This is a genomic window from Vulcanococcus sp. Clear-D1, assembly GCF_014654725.1.
Taxonomy (GTDB): Bacteria; Cyanobacteriota; Cyanobacteriia; order PCC-6307; family Cyanobiaceae; genus Vulcanococcus.
Genome location: NZ_JACVZV010000030.1, coordinates 15,912 through 32,681, shown reverse-complemented (window position 1 = coordinate 32,681; position 16,770 = coordinate 15,912). Strand labels below are relative to the sequence as shown.

The window sequence follows — 16,770 nt, the reverse complement described above, 5'->3', positions numbered from 1 at the left end:
TTCAGGCCTTTCTGTGTCGCTCGAACAGCTCGACGCTTTCCTCACCCACGCACGCGAGCAGCCCCATCTGGCGGAGCGTCTGCAGCAGCCCCTGGATCTGGAGGAGCTTCTGCAGATTGCCCAGGCCGAAGGCTTCGCTGTGAGCGAGCACGACGTGATCGAGGCGCAGCTGCGGGAAGAGGAGCATCTCAGCGATGCGGAGCTGCAGCGCCGAGCCGGTGAGGAGGCGCGCCGCCTGCGCAGCTTCATTCCCGGTTGATCCCATGGCCCTGATGCCTGAACGGGTGGCGGACTATCCGCGCCCCCCGGCCCTGGTGGCGAGTGAGCAGCTGATCGAGGTGCGAGCTCTGGGGGAGCTGCTGGCCCAGACCCGCCGCAGCCTGAGGGTGCTGGAAACCTTTCACCCACCCACCTACTACCTGCCACCGGAGGCCATGCAGCTTGAGCTGCTGGAACCGGCAGCCGGCCGCAGTTTCTGCGAGTGGAAAGGTGTGGCCAACTACTTCACCGTGGTGGTGGGCGATCGGCGGCTGGAGCGGGCGGTGTGGAGCTACGCCAACCCCACCGCGGCTTTTGCACCGCTGGCGGGTTGGTATGCGCTCTATCCAGGCCTGATGGATGGTTGCTGGGTGGATGGTGAACGGGTGGAGCCGCAGCCCGGTGGTTTTTACGGCGGTTGGATCACCCCAGCGGTTCAGGGGCCGTTTAAGGGTGATCCAGCCCATCCCGAGTTGATCTGAGGCCTGTTGCGGGTTCAGGCCTGCAGCAGGCGGCAGCCGATCTGGATGGCGCCGTTGTCAAGCAGCCGTCCCAGTTTCAGTGCGACCGCCGCTTCAGCCCGATTGAACTGGGCTTGCATGCTGGTGACCCAGGCGATTTCTTCGTTAGTGATCACGCCGGTGGAGAGGCTCTCCAGGAACACTTCGCCGATGCTCATGTGCAAAGCCGTTGCGCTGCACGAACGCTAGGGAGAGGGTTGAACCTGTCTGGTGGCTGTGATGCGTTGTTACTTCACAGCTGCGTCATGCTCAGCTGGTGTGAAGCGCACCGTTGGTGATGACCTTCTATGAATTGATCTGGCAGGGCGAGGGCGTTGGCGATGCCGGCGATCTGGAGGAAGCGTTGCTCAATTTTCAGGAGATCAAGCCCAAGGAGCTGAGCTGGGAGCAGGTGTTTGCGGATGCCGATCAGGCGCCGCCCTGCATTCGCCGCTACACCTCCTTCGAAGCCTTTCTCGACAACGAAGACGAGCTCGAAACGATCCATCCCACCCAAGACATGCTCGAGCGGTTTGCGCCTGATCAGCCCTGAGTGGCCCGGCGCCTCTGGCGCTTCAGCGGTGGAGCCGCCACGCTGCGGGGATGGATCCCTTCTTCCCAGACGCTGCACCGAACCCCCAGGTCTGGGGAGCGGAGGTGATGCTGATCCAGCCCACCAGCCTGGAGGGGGTGCAGGAGGCGGTGATGGCCCTGCGGGATCACGCCACGGTGTTGCTCAATCTCTCCAGCCTGCCGGCGGATCAGATGCAGCGCGCTGCTGATTTCATGGCTGGTGGTGCCTTTGCCCTTGATGCGCAACAGGAGCGCCTGGGGGAGCGGGTGCTGTTGTTTGCGCCCCATTTCGTGCAGGTGCATCGCGATTGAGAGGGCAAGCTGGGGTGCTGCGGCAGGGGCAGTGATGGACGTGCGCGATCTGGATCTGGCGGGTTGCACCCCCGTGAATCACCTCTGGGGAGAGCTGGTGGAGCGGCTCGGTCTTGAGCGCAGCACTCGAGCGGTGCAACAGGCCCTCGATTTGCAAGCGATGCGCGGCAGTGACAGCAGCCTGCCGGTGGTGCTGGTGGAAACCTGCGGCATGGCCTTGATCGAGCGCGGAGCCCTGCGCCGTGCCACCGGTTTGCCCTGGCCGGAGGGCCCAGGCGCGCTGTTGCTGATCAGTTGCCCTCGCCAGGAGCTGCAGGTGCTGCAGCTGGAGCGTTAGTCGAACGTGCAGGTGGGTGTGAGCCCCGGCACGCGGAACTCCATAAACCACAGGTATTCGCGGCTGCGCCAACCCAGATCAAAGGGTTCTGTGGCTTCCCATTCATCGGGCTTGAGGCCGAAGGCCTCCTCCAGGAAGGTGGGCACCAGAGCCTCCACCTCGTCCTGGCCGGCTTCCCCTTCATCGAACAGGCGATCGGTGTAGATCACAGCGAAGATCTCGTTCTCTTCATCGCAGATCACCACCTCAAAGCCGCTGCCGCCGCCAGTGGGCAGGGTGTGAAGCTCGAAGTATTCGTCCCGCTCCAGTGGATCGCTGGGGGCCTGATCCAGGAGCGCGGCCAGGGCCTGCTTGAAGCGATCCAGAGCCATCGGGCCGGGGCGATTGCTGTCAGTGTGGCGGTATCAGGTCGCCACGGCCAATGCAGCGCTGCCGGTGATGACGGATGGGCTGGATCCGGCCTGGATCGTGCACCACAGCCCCGATCTGCTGGTGCTCAACAAGCCCCACGGCTTGCTCTGCCAGCCGGGTTTGGGGCCGGAGCTTGCCGACTCCCTGATCAGCCGCGTGCAGCGCCAGTGGCCCTCAGGCCAGCTGGTGCATCGCCTCGATCGCGATACCTCCGGGTTGATCCTGGTGGCCTTCACCCCAGAGCTGCATCGCGCTCTCAGTCGCTTGTTCGCGGAACGCCGGGTGCACAAGCGCTATGTGGCTGATGTGGATGGGGTGCCCGAGCAGGCCGAAGGGCTGATCGAGCTGCCGATCGCGAAACGCCAGCACCGCCCTCCGCTCTACGGGGTGGATCCTGCCGGTAAAGGCTGCGCCACGCGCTGGCGGTTGCTGGACCAAAGTAGCGGTTGCAGCCGGCTGGAGCTCGAGCCGCTCACGGGGCGCTCCCATCAGCTGCGGGTGCACCTGCAGGCCATCCGCCATCCGATCCTGGGAGACCCGTTGTACGGGCCGGATGCCAAGGCTTCGCTGGCGGCACCGATCCAGCGGCTGCATCTGCATGCAAGCCGCCTTGGCTTTGCGCACCCCAGCAGCGGCCAGCCCCTTCAGTTCACGGCTCCCACACCCTTTGAGCTCCCCAGCCCATGAGCGCCCATCCACCAGCCATCGCCGCCCTGGGCTATGTGGCTGCCAGCCTCACCACGCTCAGCTTCATCCCGCAGGCGATCAAAACCCTGCGCACCGGCGATACCCGGGGCATCTCGTTGCGCCTTTATGCCCTGTTCACCGCCGGCATTGCCCTGTGGGGCGTGTACGGCTTGCTCACCGGCGACGGGCCCTTGATCGTTGCCAATGCCATCACGCTGGTGGCGGCAGGCTTGATCCTCGATCGCAAGTGGCGCGCCTGGTGGGCTGAGCGCCAGGCGGATCAGCGGTTGCGTGGCGGTAGGCCGCTGCCGTAACGCAGCAGTTTCAGCCAGGTGGCGATGCGCAGCCCGGCGGCGGCGGCGGCCACAGCCATCAGCAGTGCAACCACACCCCAGAGCCCAGGCCCGAGCCAGGCGCTGGCCACGGCGGCGATGGCTGCCGCAGCCCAGCAGAGCGGCTGCAGTTGCCGCAGGCGACGATCGGCCCCGCGGCAGCTCCGGCAGTGGAGCGTGTGGGCTTCGTAGCGCTCCATCAAGGCGTGCCGTGTCTGGCGAGGCGGTAGGTGTTCGCCTGGGAACGGCTCAGATCCGTAGCGATTCACCCAGTCGTGCAGGGCGCGGACGTAGAGATCGGCGCTGGTGGGGAGGTGAAAGCTGCGAATCGCCTCCTCGCTGCCGCCGCGCTGCTCCAGCACCCGCTCCTGCCAGTGCAGAAACAGTTGGTCGTCTTCCAGCACCACGTGGTTGCCCAGATGCTGCAGCCACTGGGGCCGCAGGCCCAGTAGGCGCGCCGGCCAGGGGGAGTTGAACTGGAAGGGGAAACGGGCGAACAGGCGGCATTCACCCCGGCGGATCGGAGTGGCGTACACCACGGTGAGGATGCGCGCGAAGCCTTTGGCGGTGAGGTCGTGCCACATCAGTGATGGGGCGGCGTAGGTGGTGAACTGGCTGCCGAGTTTTCCCCGCCTCGGGCCCTCCTGCCACAGGCCAGTGAAGCCTTCTGGGCCGAAGCTGGTGAGCTCCAGCTCCACCGGCCCGGCGTTCTCACGCCGCCCAACCGTGGCGTGGTGGGTGAATGGCACATGGCTCACATCCAGCACGTTCTCCAGCAGGGTGAGCGCATCCATCGGCAGGTCGCGGAAGGTGTCCTGCACCACCCAGCCGGGCTCCTCGATCAAGGGCACCAGCGGCAGGGGCTGGGATGGGGCTTCCGCTGGATCACCACTGAACACAAACAGCAGCCCCTGGCCTGTGGCGGTGGCGTAGTTGCGGCAGTGGCTGCGGGCGCCAAGGCTGCTGCCGTCTGCGGCCTGGGGGATGGCTGTGCAGCGCCCCTCGCCGTTGAACGTCCAGCCGTGATAAGGGCACTCCAGCTCACCGGCTGCGTTGAGGCGGCCATCGGAGAGTGGCACCAATCGGTGGGGGCAAACATCGGCCAGGGCCCGCCATTCGCCGCTGCTGCGCTCGAACCAGAGCACCAGGTCGTGACCCATCAGGGTGAACGGCGTGGGCCGGGTGGGATCGAGATCCCTCAGGAAGGCCACGGGGTACCAGGCGTGCTGCCAGCGGTTGGTCTGGTGTGAGCTGGCGGGCATCAGGCGCTGTAACCCTTCCGGGCTGGAATCGGATAAGGGATTCGACGATGGCGCATCCGGCGCCACACCCGCACGAAGGCCCGCACCAGCAGCTCCAGTTCGGCCAGGCTCAGGCCGCTGTCGAGCAGCTGGCCATCACGCCAGCGGGCCTCCACGATGCGCCGCACCATGGAGCGGGCCTCCTGTTCGCTGGTGTCGGGCGGCAGCGAGCGCAGCGCGGCTTCACAGCCATCGGCCAGCATCAGCACCGCCGTTTCGCGGCTGCGAGGGATCGGTCCGCGGTAGCGGTAATCGGCTTCGCGGATGTTCGGGTCGCGCCGGCGGGCCTCGTGGAGGAAATAACCCATCTTCAGCGTGCCCTGATGCTCGGGGATGAAGTCGGCCAGGGGGCGGGGCAGGCGATAGCGGCGGGCGAGTTTGAGCCCCTCATCCACGTGGGCCTGGAGGATGCCGGCGCTCAGTTGCGGGTCATCGAGCTTGTCGTGGGGGTTATCCGTGCCCATCTGGTTTTCGATGAACCATTGCGGGCCGTGCAGTTTGCCCACGTCGTGATACAGCGCCCCGGTGCGGATGAGATCGGTGTCGGCCTGGATCGCCCGGCCCCCCTCCTCCGCCAGGCCGCAGATCATCAAGGTGTGCTCAAACGTGCCGGGGGCTTCGCAGGACAGCCTGCGCAGCAGCGGCCGCTCCAGATCGGCCAGCTCCAGCAGCCGTGCCCGGGTGAGCAGATCAAAGAAGCTCTCCACCAAGGGGCTGATCAACAGCACCCCCAGCAACAGCCCGCCCAGCAGCACCGCCTCACCGGGGAGATCAGCACCCACGGGCAGTCGCCCATCCCCCTCGCCGCTGGCCACTGCCAGTTGCAGCAGCAGCCATTCGGCCACCAGCGCCCCCACGGGAATCAACAGAGCCAACTGCAGCAGCTGCGCACGGCTGCGCTGCCGTCCGGCCAACACCGCTGTGGCGGCAGCAACGCCCGCTGCCACCAGGATGCGCTGGTCGTTGAAGGGGGCCAGGGGCAGCGGCCAGAGCAGTGAGGCGATGGCCACCCAGGCCAGTCCTGCCGTGGTGCCCAGCCCCTGGGCCAGTAGCAAGGTGGCTGGCACCAGCAGCGCCAGGGGGCTCGCGGCAGACCCCAGCCAGAGTTTGAAGCCCTGCACGAGCAGCAAGAGCCCCAAGGCCAGGAGCGCTTGGCGTGGCTCCAGGCTGGCGCGGTTCTGGCGCAGTACCAGCACCAACACAGCGCAGGCCGCCAGCGCTTCGCAGGCATGCAGCAGCCAGGCGCCGATCAACGGCCGGCGGTTCACCAGCCCGAAGTAATCGAGCACCGCATACGACTGATTGCTGATGGGTTCGCCTTGGCGGGTGATCAGCTCGCCTTCGCGCACCTTGATCGTGGGGATGCCCTGTTGGGTGAGCAGGTCTTCGATCAGCCGTTGGCTGAGGGTGGCATCGATGCGCAGGTTGCTGCGGCCTTGCAGCGAGCTCGCCACCACCCGGCCGCCCAGGCTGCGCCCCGGTTCGCTGAGGTTTTCGAGTTGCAGCTGGGCTGCTTGCTCCAGTTGGCGGTGGGCCACGCTGCTCACCAGACCCTGCTGCAGCATCCGCCGCTGGGCCTGGCGCAGATCGTCCTCCCAGGCCCTCAGCACCGCTGGCGATTGGGCCGCCAGCCAGTCGCGCTCCTCGGGGCTCAGATCAAGGGGAGCCACCTGTTCCTGGTTGGTGCTCGCCAGGCGCTGGATCGCCTGAAGTTGCCGCTCCAGGCGCTGCTCCAGTTCGCGGTTGATGCGCGGATCCACCACCTGCACATGGGTGCGTGGCCCGAGCTGGGAGCGCCGTTGCTCCAGCGCATCGGAATCCACCACGGTGGCTGCCTTGGGGGCGCGCACAGTGAAGGGGGCGGGGACCCCCGGCCGCAGGCTGGGCTCCACCAGCCACGGCCAGCTGGAGAGCAGGGCCACGAGCAGGGCAATGATCAGCACCACCAGGCCATCGCGGCGGCGCCAGGGCGTGAGCGCCTGTCGCGGCAGCTCCAGCCGCAACAGCCCGCGCCGGAGCCGCATCAGGGTTCGCCAGGGGCGATGGCCGGGACCCGTGCCGCTCACTGAAGAGGCATTGAAGTGTCCACGCTAGCGATGCCGTTGCATGCTGATGGCAGTGTCAGGTGCTCACGGTCCATGGCCACGCGTCTGGATGGCCGCCAGTTGGCGGCAACGATCGAAGAGCGGTTGCAGGCCGTGGTGGCCGAACGCCTCGAGCGCGCCGGGCGCCCGCCGGGTCTGGCCGTGCTGCGGGTGGGTGATGACCCCGCCAGTGGCGTGTACGTGGCCAACAAAGAAAAGGCCTGCAGCCGCATCGGCATCACCAACCTCGGCGCCCACCTGCCGGCCAACACCCCGGCCGCCGAAGTGCTGAGCACGATCCAGCGCCTCAACGCCGATCCTGCCGTCGACGGCATCCTCCTGCAGCTCCCCCTGCCGGCTGGGCTGGATGAGCGGCCACTTCTGGCAGCCATCGATCCAGAGAAGGATGCCGATGGTCTGCACACCCTCAATCTGGGGCGTTTGCTCAAGGGTGAGCCTGGCCCCCGCAGCTGCACCCCCGCCGGGGTGATGGCGCTGCTGGCGGCTGCCGGTGTGGACCTGGCCGGTAAGCGGGCCGTGGTGGTGGGCCGCAGCATCCTGGTGGGCCAGCCGATGGCGCTGATGCTTCAGTCCGCCAACGCCACCGTGAGCATCGGCCACTCGCGCACCCACGATCTGGCGGAGCTCACCCGGCAGGCGGATGTGCTGGTGGTGGCGGCCGGCAAGCCGCGGATGATCGGCGCCGAACATGTGAAGCCCGGTGCGGTGGTGGTGGATGTGGGCATCCACCGCCTTGATGGTGAGGCGAGCGGGAAGGCGCGCCTCTGCGGCGATGTGCGCTTTGAGGAGGTTGAGCCGATCGCCAGTGCCATCAGCCCCGTGCCCGGCGGTGTGGGCCCGATGACCGTAACCCTCCTGCTGGTGAACACCGTGGCCAGCTGGTGCCAACGCTGCAGCCTCGATCAACCGTTGGCCGATCTGTTGCCATAAGCGGCTCGGCTCAAGCGTCTTCGGCCCTGGCCTGAGAGAATCCGCGGCAGCGATGGCCCCAGGCCCAGCCCCCATGACCGCGGCCGTCACCAGCACCGGCAACAGTTCTGCCGCCGAGGCCGCCGGCTTCGACTTTGCTGCCTACCTGGAAACGGCGCGGCTGCAGGTGGAAGCCGCCCTGGATGGGTCCCTGGGCCCGGAACGGCCCGAGAGCCTGCGGGAGTCGATGCGCTACTCCCTGCTCGCCGGCGGCAAACGGCTGCGGCCGATCCTCTGCCTGGCGGCCTGCGAGTTGGCCGGTGGTGATAGCGCCCTGGCCATGCCCACGGCGGTGGCACTGGAGATGATCCACACCATGTCGCTGATCCATGACGATCTCCCCGCCATGGACAACGACGATCTGCGCCGCGGCAGGCCCACCAACCACAAGGTGTACGGCGAGGCCAACGCCATCCTTGCGGGTGATGCTCTGCTGACCCGGGCCTTCGAGATGGTGGCCCTGCGCAGCCCCGGCGTGCCGGCCGAGCAGCTGCTCAAGGTGGTGGGTGAACTCAGCCTGGCCTCCGGTGCCCCCGGCCTGGTCGGTGGTCAGGTGGTGGATCTGGAGTGCGAGGGCAAAGACGTGGACCTCGAAACGCTCGAGTACATCCACCTGCACAAGACCGGTGCCCTGCTGCGGGCTTGCGTGCTCACCGGTGCCCTGATCGCCGGTGCACAGGATGCTCTGCTGGAGGCGCTGCGCACCTACGCCCGCGGCATCGGCCTGGCCTTCCAGATCATCGACGACATCCTCGATGTGACCGCCAGCAGTGAGGTGCTCGGCAAGACCGCCGGCAAGGACCTCACGGCCGACAAAACCACCTATCCAAAGCTGCTGGGCTTGGAGGAATCGCGCCAGCGGGCCGATGCTCTGGTGGCGGAGGCCAAGGCGGCCCTCGAGCCCTGGAGCGCCGGCGGCAAGGCCGCACCGCTGCTGGCTCTGGCCGACTACATCACGAGCCGCGACCGATGAGCGCGCCCATGCTCGGGATCCTCGACAATGGCGCGCTCTGGTGGGGCCTGGCGGCGTGCGGCAGCGCTCAGCTCTCCAAGCTGTTGATCGAGCTGGTGGTGCACCGCCGCTGGAATCCCAAGGTGCTGGTGGAAACCGGGGGCATGCCCTCGAGCCATTCGGCTTTGCTCACCGGCACCGCCGCCGCCCTCGGCTGGCAGCAGGGGTTTGATTCCCCCGTCTTTGCCCTGGCGGCCACGATGTGTTTTGTGGTGCTCTACGACGCTGCCGGTGTGCGCAGGGCGGCCGGGATCACGGCCCAGCGGGTGAATGGTCTGCCCGATGGCCTCTGGGAATTGCATCCAGATGAGGCGCCGGAGCTCAAGCCCCTGAAGGAAAACCTCGGCCACACCCGCTTGGAGGTGTTGGTGGGCAGCTTGATCGGGCCGCTGGTGGCCTTGCCTGGCCTGGTGTGGGTGGGATCGCCGCTGGTGCTGGCGCAGCACTGGGGCTGGTTGGCGATTGACTGAGGCCCTCACGGCTGGCCAGGCTGCGGCTGCCGCGGCGTTCGCGGCCTGGCTGAAGGCTCCCTACGACGGCACGCCGTTTGTGCTCAGCGGCTATGCCGGCACCGGCAAGACCTACCTCTCGCGCCATCTGCTTCAGCAGGTGGAGGCGTTGGGGTTGTGTTGGACCGTGGTGGCCCCCACCCACAAGGCCGTGGGCGTGTTGCGGCAGCAGTTGGCTTGGGCCGGCCTGCAGCCCACCTGGTATCCGAGCACGATTCACAGGCTGCTCCGGCTGAAGCTCAAGCGCCAGGGGGATCTGGAGCGCTGCGAGGAAACCGAGCAAACGGCTGCGTCGCTGGAGAACCTCGGCCTGGTGCTGGTGGATGAGGCCTCGATGGTCGACAGCACCCTGCTGGAGATCGCCCTGCGCTGCGCCCATCCCTTCCGCACCCGCCTGGTGTTCGTGGGTGATCCGGCCCAACTGCCGCCGGTGGGTGAACCCACCAGCCCCGTGTTTGGCATGGGCCGATCGGCGGCCGCTGAGCTCACGGAGGTAGTGCGCCATCAGGGTCCTGTGCTCCAGCTGGCCACGGGCTTGCGCAACGGGCAGCTCCCCTGCCGCCAGCCCCCGCCTCTGGCGCCGGTGTGCGACGACCACGGCCAGGTGGCGGCCCTCGCGCGCAGCGATTGGCTCGCTGCTGCCCAGGCCGCCCTGCGCCGTGGCGCCGAGCTCGACAATCCCGATCACGCCCGCATCCTCTGCTACACCAACCGCGCCCTGGAGCAGCTGGTGCCGATCGCCCGCCGGGCGATCCATGGCGAGATGGCCGATCAGTTGCCGGTGTTGCCGGGTGAGGTGCTGATCACCCGGGCGGCGGTGATGGCGCCGGCCTGCCGCGCCGGTGAAGAGGCGGCGGAAGAGCCCGACATGCTCTTGGGTTCCAACCGCGAGCTGGTGGTGCGTGATGTAACGCCAGAGCGCTGCGATCTGGCGGATTTCGGCATCAGCAGCGCTGATGGCTTCACCGTTCCTGTGATCGACACCCTCAGCGCCGAGGTGGAGGCAGGCGAAGCCCGGCTCACCTTGCGGCTGTTGCCGCCGGCCGGCAGCAACGCTCGCGCGGAGCTGGACGCCCTGATGCGTCAGCTGCGTCAGCAGGCCCGCGATGCCGGTAAACAGGCTGGGCGTGCTCTCTGGCGCCGCTATTTCCTGGTGCGCGATGCCTTCGCTTCTCTTGGGCCAGCCGCCGTGCTCACGGTGCACCGCAGCCAGGGGAGCACCTTTGGCGAGGTGTTTGTGGCGGGGGATGTGTTCTGGCCCAGCGATGTGGTGCTGCGCCGCCAGCTGGTGTATGTGGCCGTGAGCCGGGCCAGTCAGGCGGTTTGGCTGGTGGCGGATGGTCGTCTTGGCAGCGCTGCCGTCGAGGAGCAGCAGCGCTGGCGCGAATGGCTCGAGCAGGGCCGTTGAGCTCAGCTGAGCTGCAGCCCCTCAATGCCCTGCCAGCCGAGGTAGCCCGCCAGCACCAGGCTGAGCCCCCCCACCAGCAGATCGCCCCGGGCGAACAGCACCTGCTTGCCCTTCTCGAGCAGCGGCACCACCCGATCGCGCCCCACCAGCACCGCCCCGAAGGGCAGCAGCAGCGCCAGGCTGGCCGCGATGGTGAATCCGGCGGTGTAAAGCACCTCCTGAACACGGCTCAGGCCTGAGGCCAACAGCGCTGAAGCCGCCTTGGCGAACAGAAACAGATCATCCGGGCTGATCACCTCAATCGCGCAGCTGGCTCCGAGCAGCAGCGGTAGGGGCATGGCGCAGAAGCGATCCAGTTGGCGGGTCCAGGCGGGGGGATCCTGCCCCTCCTCCTTGCGCTCCAACAGTTCCTTGAGGCCCAGCGCCAGCAGTGCGCCAGCGGCCAGCAGATCCAGTCCGGTGCGGTGGCTGCTGCCTTTTTCCATGGTGAGCAGCAGGCCATGCCCCACGGTGAGCAGCAGCACCACCATCAGGGTCACGGTGCCCACCCAACTGAGCACGAACAACCCACCGCGGCGGAGCGGCTGGGGGCCCAGGAGGAGCAGCAGCAGCAAGCCGATATGGATCGGACTGATGGCAATGCCACTGCCGTAGGCCAGCAGTTCGGCCCACAGGGTCCCGTTCGTCATCGCGGCTGGTTCAGCGTCGAATTTCGAACCAGTCTTCCCTGCTTGGGGCCAGTTGGCTATGGCTCACGCTGTGCACGCCGGCTCCCTGGGGCCCCCGTTCGCACCAGAGGCGCAGCTCGGTGAGTTGGTGCAGCGCCCCCTCCGCCTGCACCTCCACCGAACCATCGGGCCGGTTGCGCACCCAGCCGTTCACATCCAGCTCACGCGCCTTCTGGCAGCAGGCGGCGCGATAGCCCACGCCCTGCACCCGGCCGCGCACGATCAGCTGCCAGCGCTCCAGGCGGTGCTGCGCTGAGGGATCGGGCCGTTCCACCTCCAGCCACTCGCGCTGGCGCACGCTGCGGCCACTGCGGCCCGGTGTGTAGGCATCCGCGATCAGCCAGCCCGGTGCCCGCGATTCCACCTGGCGAGGCGTGCTGCGCTTGGCCGCCGATTCCTTGTTTTTGCTCACTGCTGCCATTGCCCTACAGCTTGTTCACAAGCTGGCACGGCATCGGCCCTCTGGCTATGGGTGCGGAACCGGAGCGTTCCAGCGCAGCAGGGCCCGTTGCTCCCGCTCGCTGCCCAGCACGCAAAAGCTGCCGGTGCCCAGCACCAACAGGGCACCGCCGGCCGCCCCGAGCCCCAGCCAGCACCCCGCCAGGCTGCGCAGGATGTGGCCATGGGCGAACAGCGCCACGCGGCCGCCCGGGTGCTGCTGCACCAGGCGCGCGATCAGGGCTTCGCAGCGCGTCTGCACCTGCGCAAGGCTCTCGCCCTCTGGGCAGGGATGGCTGAAGACCGTCCAGCCGGGAACGCTCTGGCGGATCTCGGCGGTGGTGATGCCTTCATAGCGGCCGTAGTCCCACTCGCGCAGATCGGGTTCGAGCTGCGCCTGGCCGCCCAGACCAGCCAGCTCGCAGGTGCGCCGGGCCCGTTGCAGGGGGCTGCAATACACCGCGTCAAACGCGTGCTGCGCCAGCAGGGGGGCAAGGGCCCTGGCTTCGGCTTCGCCTTGGGGCAGCAGCGGAACATCCGTGCGGCCGGTGTGGCGGCCGTTGAGGGCCCATTCGGTGGCCCCATGCCGCAGCAGCCAGAGTTCGGGGTTGGCCATCAGGGCGGGCGATCAATGGGGCAGCAGGGGAGCCGTTCGCTGGGCTGCTGCGGCCAGCCGCTGCGGGATGAAGCCGCAGCCGCCCCAGTGCAGGTGCAGCCAACTGGCATGGAGGGTGGCGGTGCTCCAGCCCTCGGGGCGTGGCGGGCAGCCCCAGCCCTCAAGCTGCCACAGCTGATCGGCTTTGTCAGGGCTGGTGTTCAGCTGCCAGCGGTGAAATTCATGGCCGCTCACCTGTTCGCCGCATTGCAGCACCAGGCCGCTGCGCAAGGCGGTGGCGCAGCGGTAGCCGAGGCTGAGCTGCCCCCGCTCGGCCCGGAACGGCAGCAGGCCAGCCATGGCGTGGGCGTTGCCCTGCTGGTCGGTGAGCTCCTGGCCGAGCAGCAGCAGTCCGCCGCATTCGGCGTAGATCGGTAGGCCCTGCTGCTGGGCCCGCCGCAATTCCTGCAGGCTGCGCTGGCTGGCGGCCAGTTGTGCCGCATGCAGCTCCGGGTATCCACCCGGTAACACCAGCGCCTGACAGCCCTCGGGCAGCGCTTGATCCGCCAGGGGCGACCAGTGCTGCACCTCCACCCCTTGCTGCGCCAGCAGTTCACTCGCTTCGGGATAGCGGAAGTGGAAGGCGGCATCGCTGGCGATGGCGATGCGCACCGGGCCGCGGGCGGCGCTGGCTGGCTCGGCGGTGTTGGGTTGGGAGCCTTGGCCTGGCTTGGGCTTGGGGGCCTGCAGCAGCGGCCAGAGCTGATCCAGCTTCAGGTGCCGTTCGGCCAGATCCGCCCAGGCTCCAAGCCGTTGTTCCAGATCGGCCAGCTCGTGGGCCGGCAGCAGGCCCAGGTGCCGCGATGGCAGATCAAGGCTGTCGTGGCGGGGCAGGGCCCCGAGCAGCGGCATGGCAATGGAGCTCAGCGCTTCAGCCAGCAGAGCGTGGTGGCGCTCGCTGCCCACACCATTGAGTACAACCCCGGCCAGCTGCAGGCCGCGCTGGTGGTCGCGAAAGCCCCGCACCAGCGCGGCCACCGATCCCGCCTGGCGGCTCGCTTCCACCACCAGCACCACGGGCAGTTCAAGCAGTTGGGCCACATGGGCTGAGCTGCCCTCACTGCTGGCGCCGCGGCCATCGAACAGGCCCATCACACCTTCCACCAGGCTCAGCTCGGCGGCGCTGCCGTGCTGCTGGAAGCTGCCCTGCACCCAGGCCTCACCGCAGAGCAGTGGATCAAGGTTGCGGCAGGGCCGGCAGCTGGCCGCCGTGAGCAGCTGGGGATCGAGGTAGTCGGGCCCCACCTTGAAGGTTTGGATGCTGTGGCCGCGGCGCCGGGCCAGCGCAGTGAGCGCCAGGCTCACCAGGGTTTTGCCGCTGCCGCTGGCCGGGGCGGCGATCAGGCAGGGCATGGTGGCCGTTAGTTGGGCAGCAGCTTGGCAGCCAGGGCCGCGGCGGTGGCCAGCAGTGGGTTGGTGCTGTCGTGCCCGCCCCCGAGCAGCCGGGCCATCTCCATCTCTTCGCTTTCGTTGGGCAGGGGCACCACCTCCTCGGCCAGCTCCATCGATGCCACACCGCCAGCCTCCAGGCGCATGCAACCTCCCGATTCGGAGCAGAGGATCACGCAGAGCGGCGAACGCTGCGGCGGAGCGCAGATCAGCCGCAAGCCCACGAGGGCACCGGGGTGCATCTTGCTCACCCCCACCGGCACAGGCATCAAGCGGAACTGCACGCTTTGGCCGTCTTTGCGCTGAAACTCAGCGCCGATGCCGCGCCCCTCGCCGGCTCCGCCATCAATCCAGTAGCTGTTCAGCAGGTGCCAGCCGAGCCGATCGGCGATCCAGGCCGCCAGCATCAGGCCCTTCACCGGGTGTTGACCCTCCACGTCGATGTCGAGCTGCACCACCTGCTCGAGGGCGCTTTGGCGGCTGGGGGGGTCGAACACCATCGCCAGCGATTCACGCCAGGTGCGCAGCCGCAGCCAGTTGAGGTCGTTCACCGCCTGGCCCCGCTCGATCCGCTGCACCAGCAGATCCAGGCAGCGGCGCGGTTCGCCGATGGAGCTGTCCACCACCAACCGCCGCGGTGGCACCGCCAGCGCTTCCAGCAGCTCCGGGGATTCGTCCATCGTGCCGTTCCACCACACCCAGCAGGGCAGATCGTCTGGGATCAGCTCCTGCAGCATCGCCAAGCCCTGCTGCATGGCTCCCATGCCACCCCGCAGCACCACCACATCACCGCAGGCGTCGGCATTGATGCCGCGCTCTTCCGGCAGCGGGCAGTAGGCCGCCACCGTGGATTCCAGATGCTGATCGCCGGCGAGGGTGGGCGCCAGCGTGATCAGCCGGCGGGGCTGGTGGGCGCTGATGGCGCGATCCACAAATTGGCCGCGCAGGTCTTCAGCCTCATGGCTGCCTGGCTGCTGCCCTAGGGCCCACGCCAGTTCGGGTGCTGTGGGTGCCGTGCTGGCCGCGAGCCCCAGTGCCCCAATCGCCTGGCGTGCGGCATCCAGCAGCTGGTCGTTGAGCAGGCCCGTGATGGGCCCATCGATGCGGCCGGTTCGAATCAGCTGTTGCTGTAGCCAGGAGGGTTCCCACACCACCAGCGTGAAGGTGGCAGCGCCGCTGGACTCCCTGAGGTGGTCGCTCCAGAGTCGGTTGAGATAGGCCGGCACCTCATTGGGGGGGAGCTGGAGCGGGGCCTGCAGGGTGAGCTGGGGAGCCATGGCGATTGCGGCAGCGAAGGCGGTTGGGAAACGGTCAGGGAGCGATTAGGGGCGACGCCACATCAGGCCGTCCTCGGCCAGCAGGTTGTCGGCGGCGCCGGGACCCCAGGTACGGGCCTCGTAGGGGTACACCGGCAGTTGCTGCGGCGCGTCCTCGATCAGCTCCAGTAGTGGGGTGTAGAGCCGCCAAGCCGCTTCCACTTCATCGCTGCGGGTGAACAGGGTGGGATCGCCGAGCATCGCGTCGGCCAGCAGGCGCACATAGCCCTCATCCGAGGGTTCGCCGAAGCTTTCGTCGTAGCTGAAGTGCATGTCCACCGGCCGGCTGCGCATGCCGGAGCCGGGGGCTTTCACGTCGAACACGAACCCGGCACCTTCATCGGGCTGGATGCGCAGCACCAGCTGATTGGCGGTGGGTGTACCGCCCGCGGCATCGAACAGCTGTACCGGCGCCTTGCGGAAGGTGAGCACCACTTCGGAGAGGCGCTTGGGCAGGCGCTTGCCGGTGCGCAGGTAGAAGGGCACCCCCTGCCAGCGCCAGTTGTCGATGAACAGCTTCATCGCTACATAGGTTTCGGTGGTGCTCTCGGGATTCACCCCCGGCTCCTCCCGATAGCCCGCCATCGGATTCGCCGGGTTACCGCCGCGGCTGTACTGGCCGCGCACGCAGCACTTCCAGGGTTCGTCCTCGTTGGCCAGGCGGGCGGCCTGCAGCACCTTGGCCTTCTCGCTGCGGATCGATTCCGGATCGAAATGGCCCGGGGTCTCCATCGCCGTGAGCGCCAGCATCTGCGTGAGGTGGTTCTGCACCATGTCCCGCAGGGCGCCACTGGTTTCGTAGTAGCCGGCTCGCTCTTCCACCCCCACGGTTTCCGCCGCCGTGATCTGCACGTTGGCGATGTAGTTGCGGTTCCAGATCGGCTCGAAAATGGCGTTGGCGAAGCGCAGCACCAGGATGTTCTGCACCGTCTCTTTGCCCAGGTAGTGGTCGATGCGGAAGATCTGCGACTCCTGGCCGCAGCTCTGCACCACCCTGTTGAGCGATTGGGCGCTGCTGTAGTCGGTGCCGAAGGGCTTCTCGATCACCACGCGGCTGCGGGCGGGATCCTTGAGAAGCCCAGCGTTGGCCAGGGCGCGGCAGCCGCTGCCATAGAACGCCGGTGACACCGAGAGATAAAAGGTGCGATTGCCGCGGGTGGCGCGCTGCCGGTCGAGGGCCTCCAGGCGCGTGCCGAGGCGCACCACGTCATCGTCCTGCTGGAGGTCGACCGGTTCGTAGAACAGGCAGGCAGCGAACTGCTGCCAGGCGCTTTGGTGCTGCTTCACCTCATCGGCCATGGCTTCGGCCATGCGGTTCCGGAAGTCGTCGTCGCTCCAGGGACGGCGCGCGCAGCCCAGCACCGAAAACTCGGTGGGTAGCCGTCGCTGCCGGAACAGCTCAAACAGCGCCGGGATCAGCTTCCGGTGGGTGAGGTCGCCGCTGGCTCCGAAGATCACCAGGCACTGCGGGGAGATCACCCGCTCCTGGCGCAGGCCAACGCGCAGGGGATTGGTCTGGGTGGCGGCCAT

Annotated in this window: 21 protein-coding genes; 11 read left to right on the top strand and 10 right to left on the bottom strand. The window is 67.9% G+C overall.

Annotated elements, in window-relative coordinates; all coding sequences use genetic code 11:
- Nucleotides 1-13: 13 nt before the first annotated feature.
- Nucleotides 14-259: a Nif11-like leader peptide family RiPP precursor gene (locus tag H9532_RS11605; protein WP_296368643.1), complete on the top strand. Its 246-nt coding sequence runs from the start codon at nucleotides 14-16 to the stop codon at nucleotides 257-259.
- Between the two features lie 4 nt (nucleotides 260-263).
- Nucleotides 264-740, top strand: coding sequence for a DUF427 domain-containing protein (locus H9532_RS11600; protein WP_296368641.1), 477 nt, complete (start codon nucleotides 264-266; stop codon nucleotides 738-740).
- 14 nt (nucleotides 741-754) lie between these two features.
- On the opposite strand, the gene H9532_RS11595 is transcribed toward H9532_RS11600, so the two are convergent.
- Nucleotides 755-937: a hypothetical protein gene (locus H9532_RS11595; RefSeq protein ID WP_296368638.1), complete on the bottom strand. Its 183-nt coding sequence runs from the start codon at nucleotides 935-937 to the stop codon at nucleotides 755-757.
- A 119-nt stretch (nucleotides 938-1,056) separates the two neighbouring features.
- On the opposite strand from H9532_RS11595, the gene H9532_RS11590 reads away from it, so the two are divergent.
- From H9532_RS11590 to H9532_RS11580, 3 genes are read left to right on the top strand one after another with little or no spacing between them, the layout of a single operon-like run.
- Nucleotides 1,057-1,311 (top strand): hypothetical protein, encoded by a 255-nt coding sequence (locus H9532_RS11590; protein ID WP_296368636.1) that lies wholly within the window; start codon nucleotides 1,057-1,059, stop codon nucleotides 1,309-1,311.
- Nucleotides 1,312-1,361: 50 nt separating this feature from the next.
- Nucleotides 1,362-1,643: a cell division protein SepF gene (locus tag H9532_RS11585; RefSeq protein WP_296368634.1), complete on the top strand. Its 282-nt coding sequence runs from the start codon at nucleotides 1,362-1,364 to the stop codon at nucleotides 1,641-1,643.
- 34 nt (nucleotides 1,644-1,677) lie between these two features.
- Complete coding sequence (locus H9532_RS11580; protein ID WP_296368632.1) at nucleotides 1,678-1,980, top strand: hypothetical protein; 303 nt, start codon at nucleotides 1,678-1,680, stop codon at nucleotides 1,978-1,980.
- Here H9532_RS11580 and H9532_RS11575 read toward each other — a convergent pair.
- On the bottom strand, nucleotides 1,977-2,351 hold the full coding sequence (locus H9532_RS11575) for a hypothetical protein (protein WP_296368630.1): 375 nt from the start codon (nucleotides 2,349-2,351) through the stop codon (nucleotides 1,977-1,979). The two genes, H9532_RS11580 and H9532_RS11575, sit on opposite strands and share 4 nt — an antisense overlap.
- A 22-nt stretch (nucleotides 2,352-2,373) precedes the next feature.
- Here H9532_RS11575 and H9532_RS11570 point away from each other — a divergent pair, with 22 nt between their 5' ends.
- Nucleotides 2,374-3,078 (top strand): RluA family pseudouridine synthase, encoded by a 705-nt coding sequence (locus tag H9532_RS11570; protein WP_296369041.1) that lies wholly within the window; start codon nucleotides 2,374-2,376, stop codon nucleotides 3,076-3,078.
- Complete coding sequence (locus H9532_RS11565) at nucleotides 3,075-3,392, top strand: SemiSWEET transporter (protein WP_296368628.1); 318 nt, start codon at nucleotides 3,075-3,077, stop codon at nucleotides 3,390-3,392. The genes H9532_RS11570 and H9532_RS11565 overlap by 4 nt, the downstream gene beginning before the upstream one ends.
- Here the strand turns inward: H9532_RS11565 and H9532_RS11560 are convergent.
- Nucleotides 3,359-4,672: a Rieske 2Fe-2S domain-containing protein gene (locus H9532_RS11560; protein WP_296368613.1), complete on the bottom strand. Its 1,314-nt coding sequence runs from the start codon at nucleotides 4,670-4,672 to the stop codon at nucleotides 3,359-3,361. The two genes, H9532_RS11565 and H9532_RS11560, sit on opposite strands and share 34 nt — an antisense overlap.
- Complete coding sequence (locus H9532_RS11555) at nucleotides 4,672-6,735, bottom strand: HDIG domain-containing metalloprotein (protein ID WP_296369039.1); 2,064 nt, start codon at nucleotides 6,733-6,735, stop codon at nucleotides 4,672-4,674. Before H9532_RS11555 ends, H9532_RS11560 begins: the two co-directional genes overlap by 1 nt.
- Before the next feature lie 114 nt (nucleotides 6,736-6,849).
- Here H9532_RS11555 and folD point away from each other — a divergent pair, with 114 nt between their 5' ends.
- The 4 genes from folD (at nucleotide 6,850) to H9532_RS11535 (ending at nucleotide 10,714) form a co-directional block, all read left to right on the top strand.
- Complete coding sequence (folD, locus tag H9532_RS11550) at nucleotides 6,850-7,746, top strand: bifunctional methylenetetrahydrofolate dehydrogenase/methenyltetrahydrofolate cyclohydrolase FolD (protein WP_296368611.1); 897 nt, start codon at nucleotides 6,850-6,852, stop codon at nucleotides 7,744-7,746.
- Between the two features lie 73 nt (nucleotides 7,747-7,819).
- Nucleotides 7,820-8,758 (top strand): geranylgeranyl diphosphate synthase CrtE, encoded by a 939-nt coding sequence (gene crtE, locus H9532_RS11545; protein ID WP_296368609.1) that lies wholly within the window; start codon nucleotides 7,820-7,822, stop codon nucleotides 8,756-8,758.
- Entirely contained in the window at nucleotides 8,755-9,267 is a 513-nt protein-coding gene (locus H9532_RS11540) for a divergent PAP2 family protein (RefSeq protein WP_296368607.1), read from the top strand. Before crtE ends, H9532_RS11540 begins: the two co-directional genes overlap by 4 nt.
- On the top strand, nucleotides 9,260-10,714 hold the full coding sequence (locus H9532_RS11535) for an AAA family ATPase (RefSeq protein ID WP_296368604.1): 1,455 nt from the start codon (nucleotides 9,260-9,262) through the stop codon (nucleotides 10,712-10,714). The genes H9532_RS11540 and H9532_RS11535 overlap by 8 nt, the downstream gene beginning before the upstream one ends.
- 2 nt (nucleotides 10,715-10,716) lie before the next feature.
- Here H9532_RS11535 and H9532_RS11530 read toward each other — a convergent pair whose 3' ends face one another.
- The 6 genes from H9532_RS11530 to zwf are packed head-to-tail and all read right to left on the bottom strand — an operon-like array spanning nucleotide 10,717 to nucleotide 16,770.
- Nucleotides 10,717-11,403 (bottom strand): GAP family protein, encoded by a 687-nt coding sequence (locus H9532_RS11530; RefSeq protein ID WP_296368602.1) that lies wholly within the window; start codon nucleotides 11,401-11,403, stop codon nucleotides 10,717-10,719.
- Between the two features lie 10 nt (nucleotides 11,404-11,413).
- Nucleotides 11,414-11,863 (bottom strand): acylphosphatase, encoded by a 450-nt coding sequence (locus H9532_RS11525; protein ID WP_296368600.1) that lies wholly within the window; start codon nucleotides 11,861-11,863, stop codon nucleotides 11,414-11,416.
- Between the two features lie 45 nt (nucleotides 11,864-11,908).
- Nucleotides 11,909-12,496 carry a histidine phosphatase family protein gene (locus tag H9532_RS11520; protein WP_296368598.1) on the bottom strand — a complete coding sequence of 196 codons (588 nt, stop codon included), beginning with the start codon at nucleotides 12,494-12,496 and terminating at the stop codon, nucleotides 11,909-11,911.
- A gap of 12 nt (nucleotides 12,497-12,508) precedes the next feature.
- The gene (locus H9532_RS11515; RefSeq protein WP_296368596.1) at nucleotides 12,509-13,888 is read right to left on the bottom strand and encodes a cobyrinate a,c-diamide synthase; all 1,380 of its coding nucleotides are present in this window, start codon (nucleotides 13,886-13,888) and stop codon (nucleotides 12,509-12,511) included.
- Nucleotides 13,889-13,896: 8 nt separating this feature from the next.
- Entirely contained in the window at nucleotides 13,897-15,201 is a 1,305-nt protein-coding gene (locus H9532_RS11510; RefSeq protein WP_296368594.1) for a glucose-6-phosphate dehydrogenase assembly protein OpcA, read from the bottom strand.
- A 45-nt stretch (nucleotides 15,202-15,246) separates the two neighbouring features.
- On the bottom strand, nucleotides 15,247-16,770 hold the full coding sequence (zwf, locus tag H9532_RS11505) for a glucose-6-phosphate dehydrogenase (protein WP_296368592.1): 1,524 nt from the start codon (nucleotides 16,768-16,770) through the stop codon (nucleotides 15,247-15,249).

What these genes read in the sequence shown, in the direction of transcription:
- H9532_RS11540 (WP_296368607.1), top strand. Translation starts at nt 8,755, where the DNA reads ATGAGCGCGCCCATGCTCGGGATCCTCGACAATGGCGCGCTCTGGTGG.
- H9532_RS11595 (WP_296368638.1), bottom strand. Translation starts at nt 937, where the DNA reads ATGAGCATCGGCGAAGTGTTCCTGGAGAGCCTCTCCACCGGCGTGATC.
- folD (WP_296368611.1), top strand. Translation starts at nt 6,850, where the DNA reads ATGGCCACGCGTCTGGATGGCCGCCAGTTGGCGGCAACGATCGAAGAG.
- crtE (WP_296368609.1), top strand. Translation starts at nt 7,820, where the DNA reads ATGACCGCGGCCGTCACCAGCACCGGCAACAGTTCTGCCGCCGAGGCC.
- H9532_RS11555 (WP_296369039.1), bottom strand. Translation starts at nt 6,735, where the DNA reads ATGCGGCTCCGGCGCGGGCTGTTGCGGCTGGAGCTGCCGCGACAGGCG.
- H9532_RS11575 (WP_296368630.1), bottom strand. Translation starts at nt 2,351, where the DNA reads ATGGCTCTGGATCGCTTCAAGCAGGCCCTGGCCGCGCTCCTGGATCAG.
- H9532_RS11600 (WP_296368641.1), top strand. Translation starts at nt 264, where the DNA reads ATGGCCCTGATGCCTGAACGGGTGGCGGACTATCCGCGCCCCCCGGCC.
- H9532_RS11560 (WP_296368613.1), bottom strand. Translation starts at nt 4,672, where the DNA reads ATGCCCGCCAGCTCACACCAGACCAACCGCTGGCAGCACGCCTGGTAC.
- H9532_RS11525 (WP_296368600.1), bottom strand. Translation starts at nt 11,863, where the DNA reads ATGGCAGCAGTGAGCAAAAACAAGGAATCGGCGGCCAAGCGCAGCACG.
- H9532_RS11585 (WP_296368634.1), top strand. Translation starts at nt 1,362, where the DNA reads ATGGATCCCTTCTTCCCAGACGCTGCACCGAACCCCCAGGTCTGGGGA.
- H9532_RS11510 (WP_296368594.1), bottom strand. Translation starts at nt 15,201, where the DNA reads ATGGCTCCCCAGCTCACCCTGCAGGCCCCGCTCCAGCTCCCCCCCAAT.
- zwf (WP_296368592.1), bottom strand. Translation starts at nt 16,770, where the DNA reads ATGGCCGCCACCCAGACCAATCCCCTGCGCGTTGGCCTGCGCCAGGAG.
- H9532_RS11515 (WP_296368596.1), bottom strand. Translation starts at nt 13,888, where the DNA reads ATGCCCTGCCTGATCGCCGCCCCGGCCAGCGGCAGCGGCAAAACCCTG.
- H9532_RS11565 (WP_296368628.1), top strand. Translation starts at nt 3,075, where the DNA reads ATGAGCGCCCATCCACCAGCCATCGCCGCCCTGGGCTATGTGGCTGCC.
- H9532_RS11580 (WP_296368632.1), top strand. Translation starts at nt 1,678, where the DNA reads ATGGACGTGCGCGATCTGGATCTGGCGGGTTGCACCCCCGTGAATCAC.
- H9532_RS11530 (WP_296368602.1), bottom strand. Translation starts at nt 11,403, where the DNA reads ATGACGAACGGGACCCTGTGGGCCGAACTGCTGGCCTACGGCAGTGGC.
- H9532_RS11520 (WP_296368598.1), bottom strand. Translation starts at nt 12,496, where the DNA reads ATGGCCAACCCCGAACTCTGGCTGCTGCGGCATGGGGCCACCGAATGG.
- H9532_RS11590 (WP_296368636.1), top strand. Translation starts at nt 1,057, where the DNA reads ATGACCTTCTATGAATTGATCTGGCAGGGCGAGGGCGTTGGCGATGCC.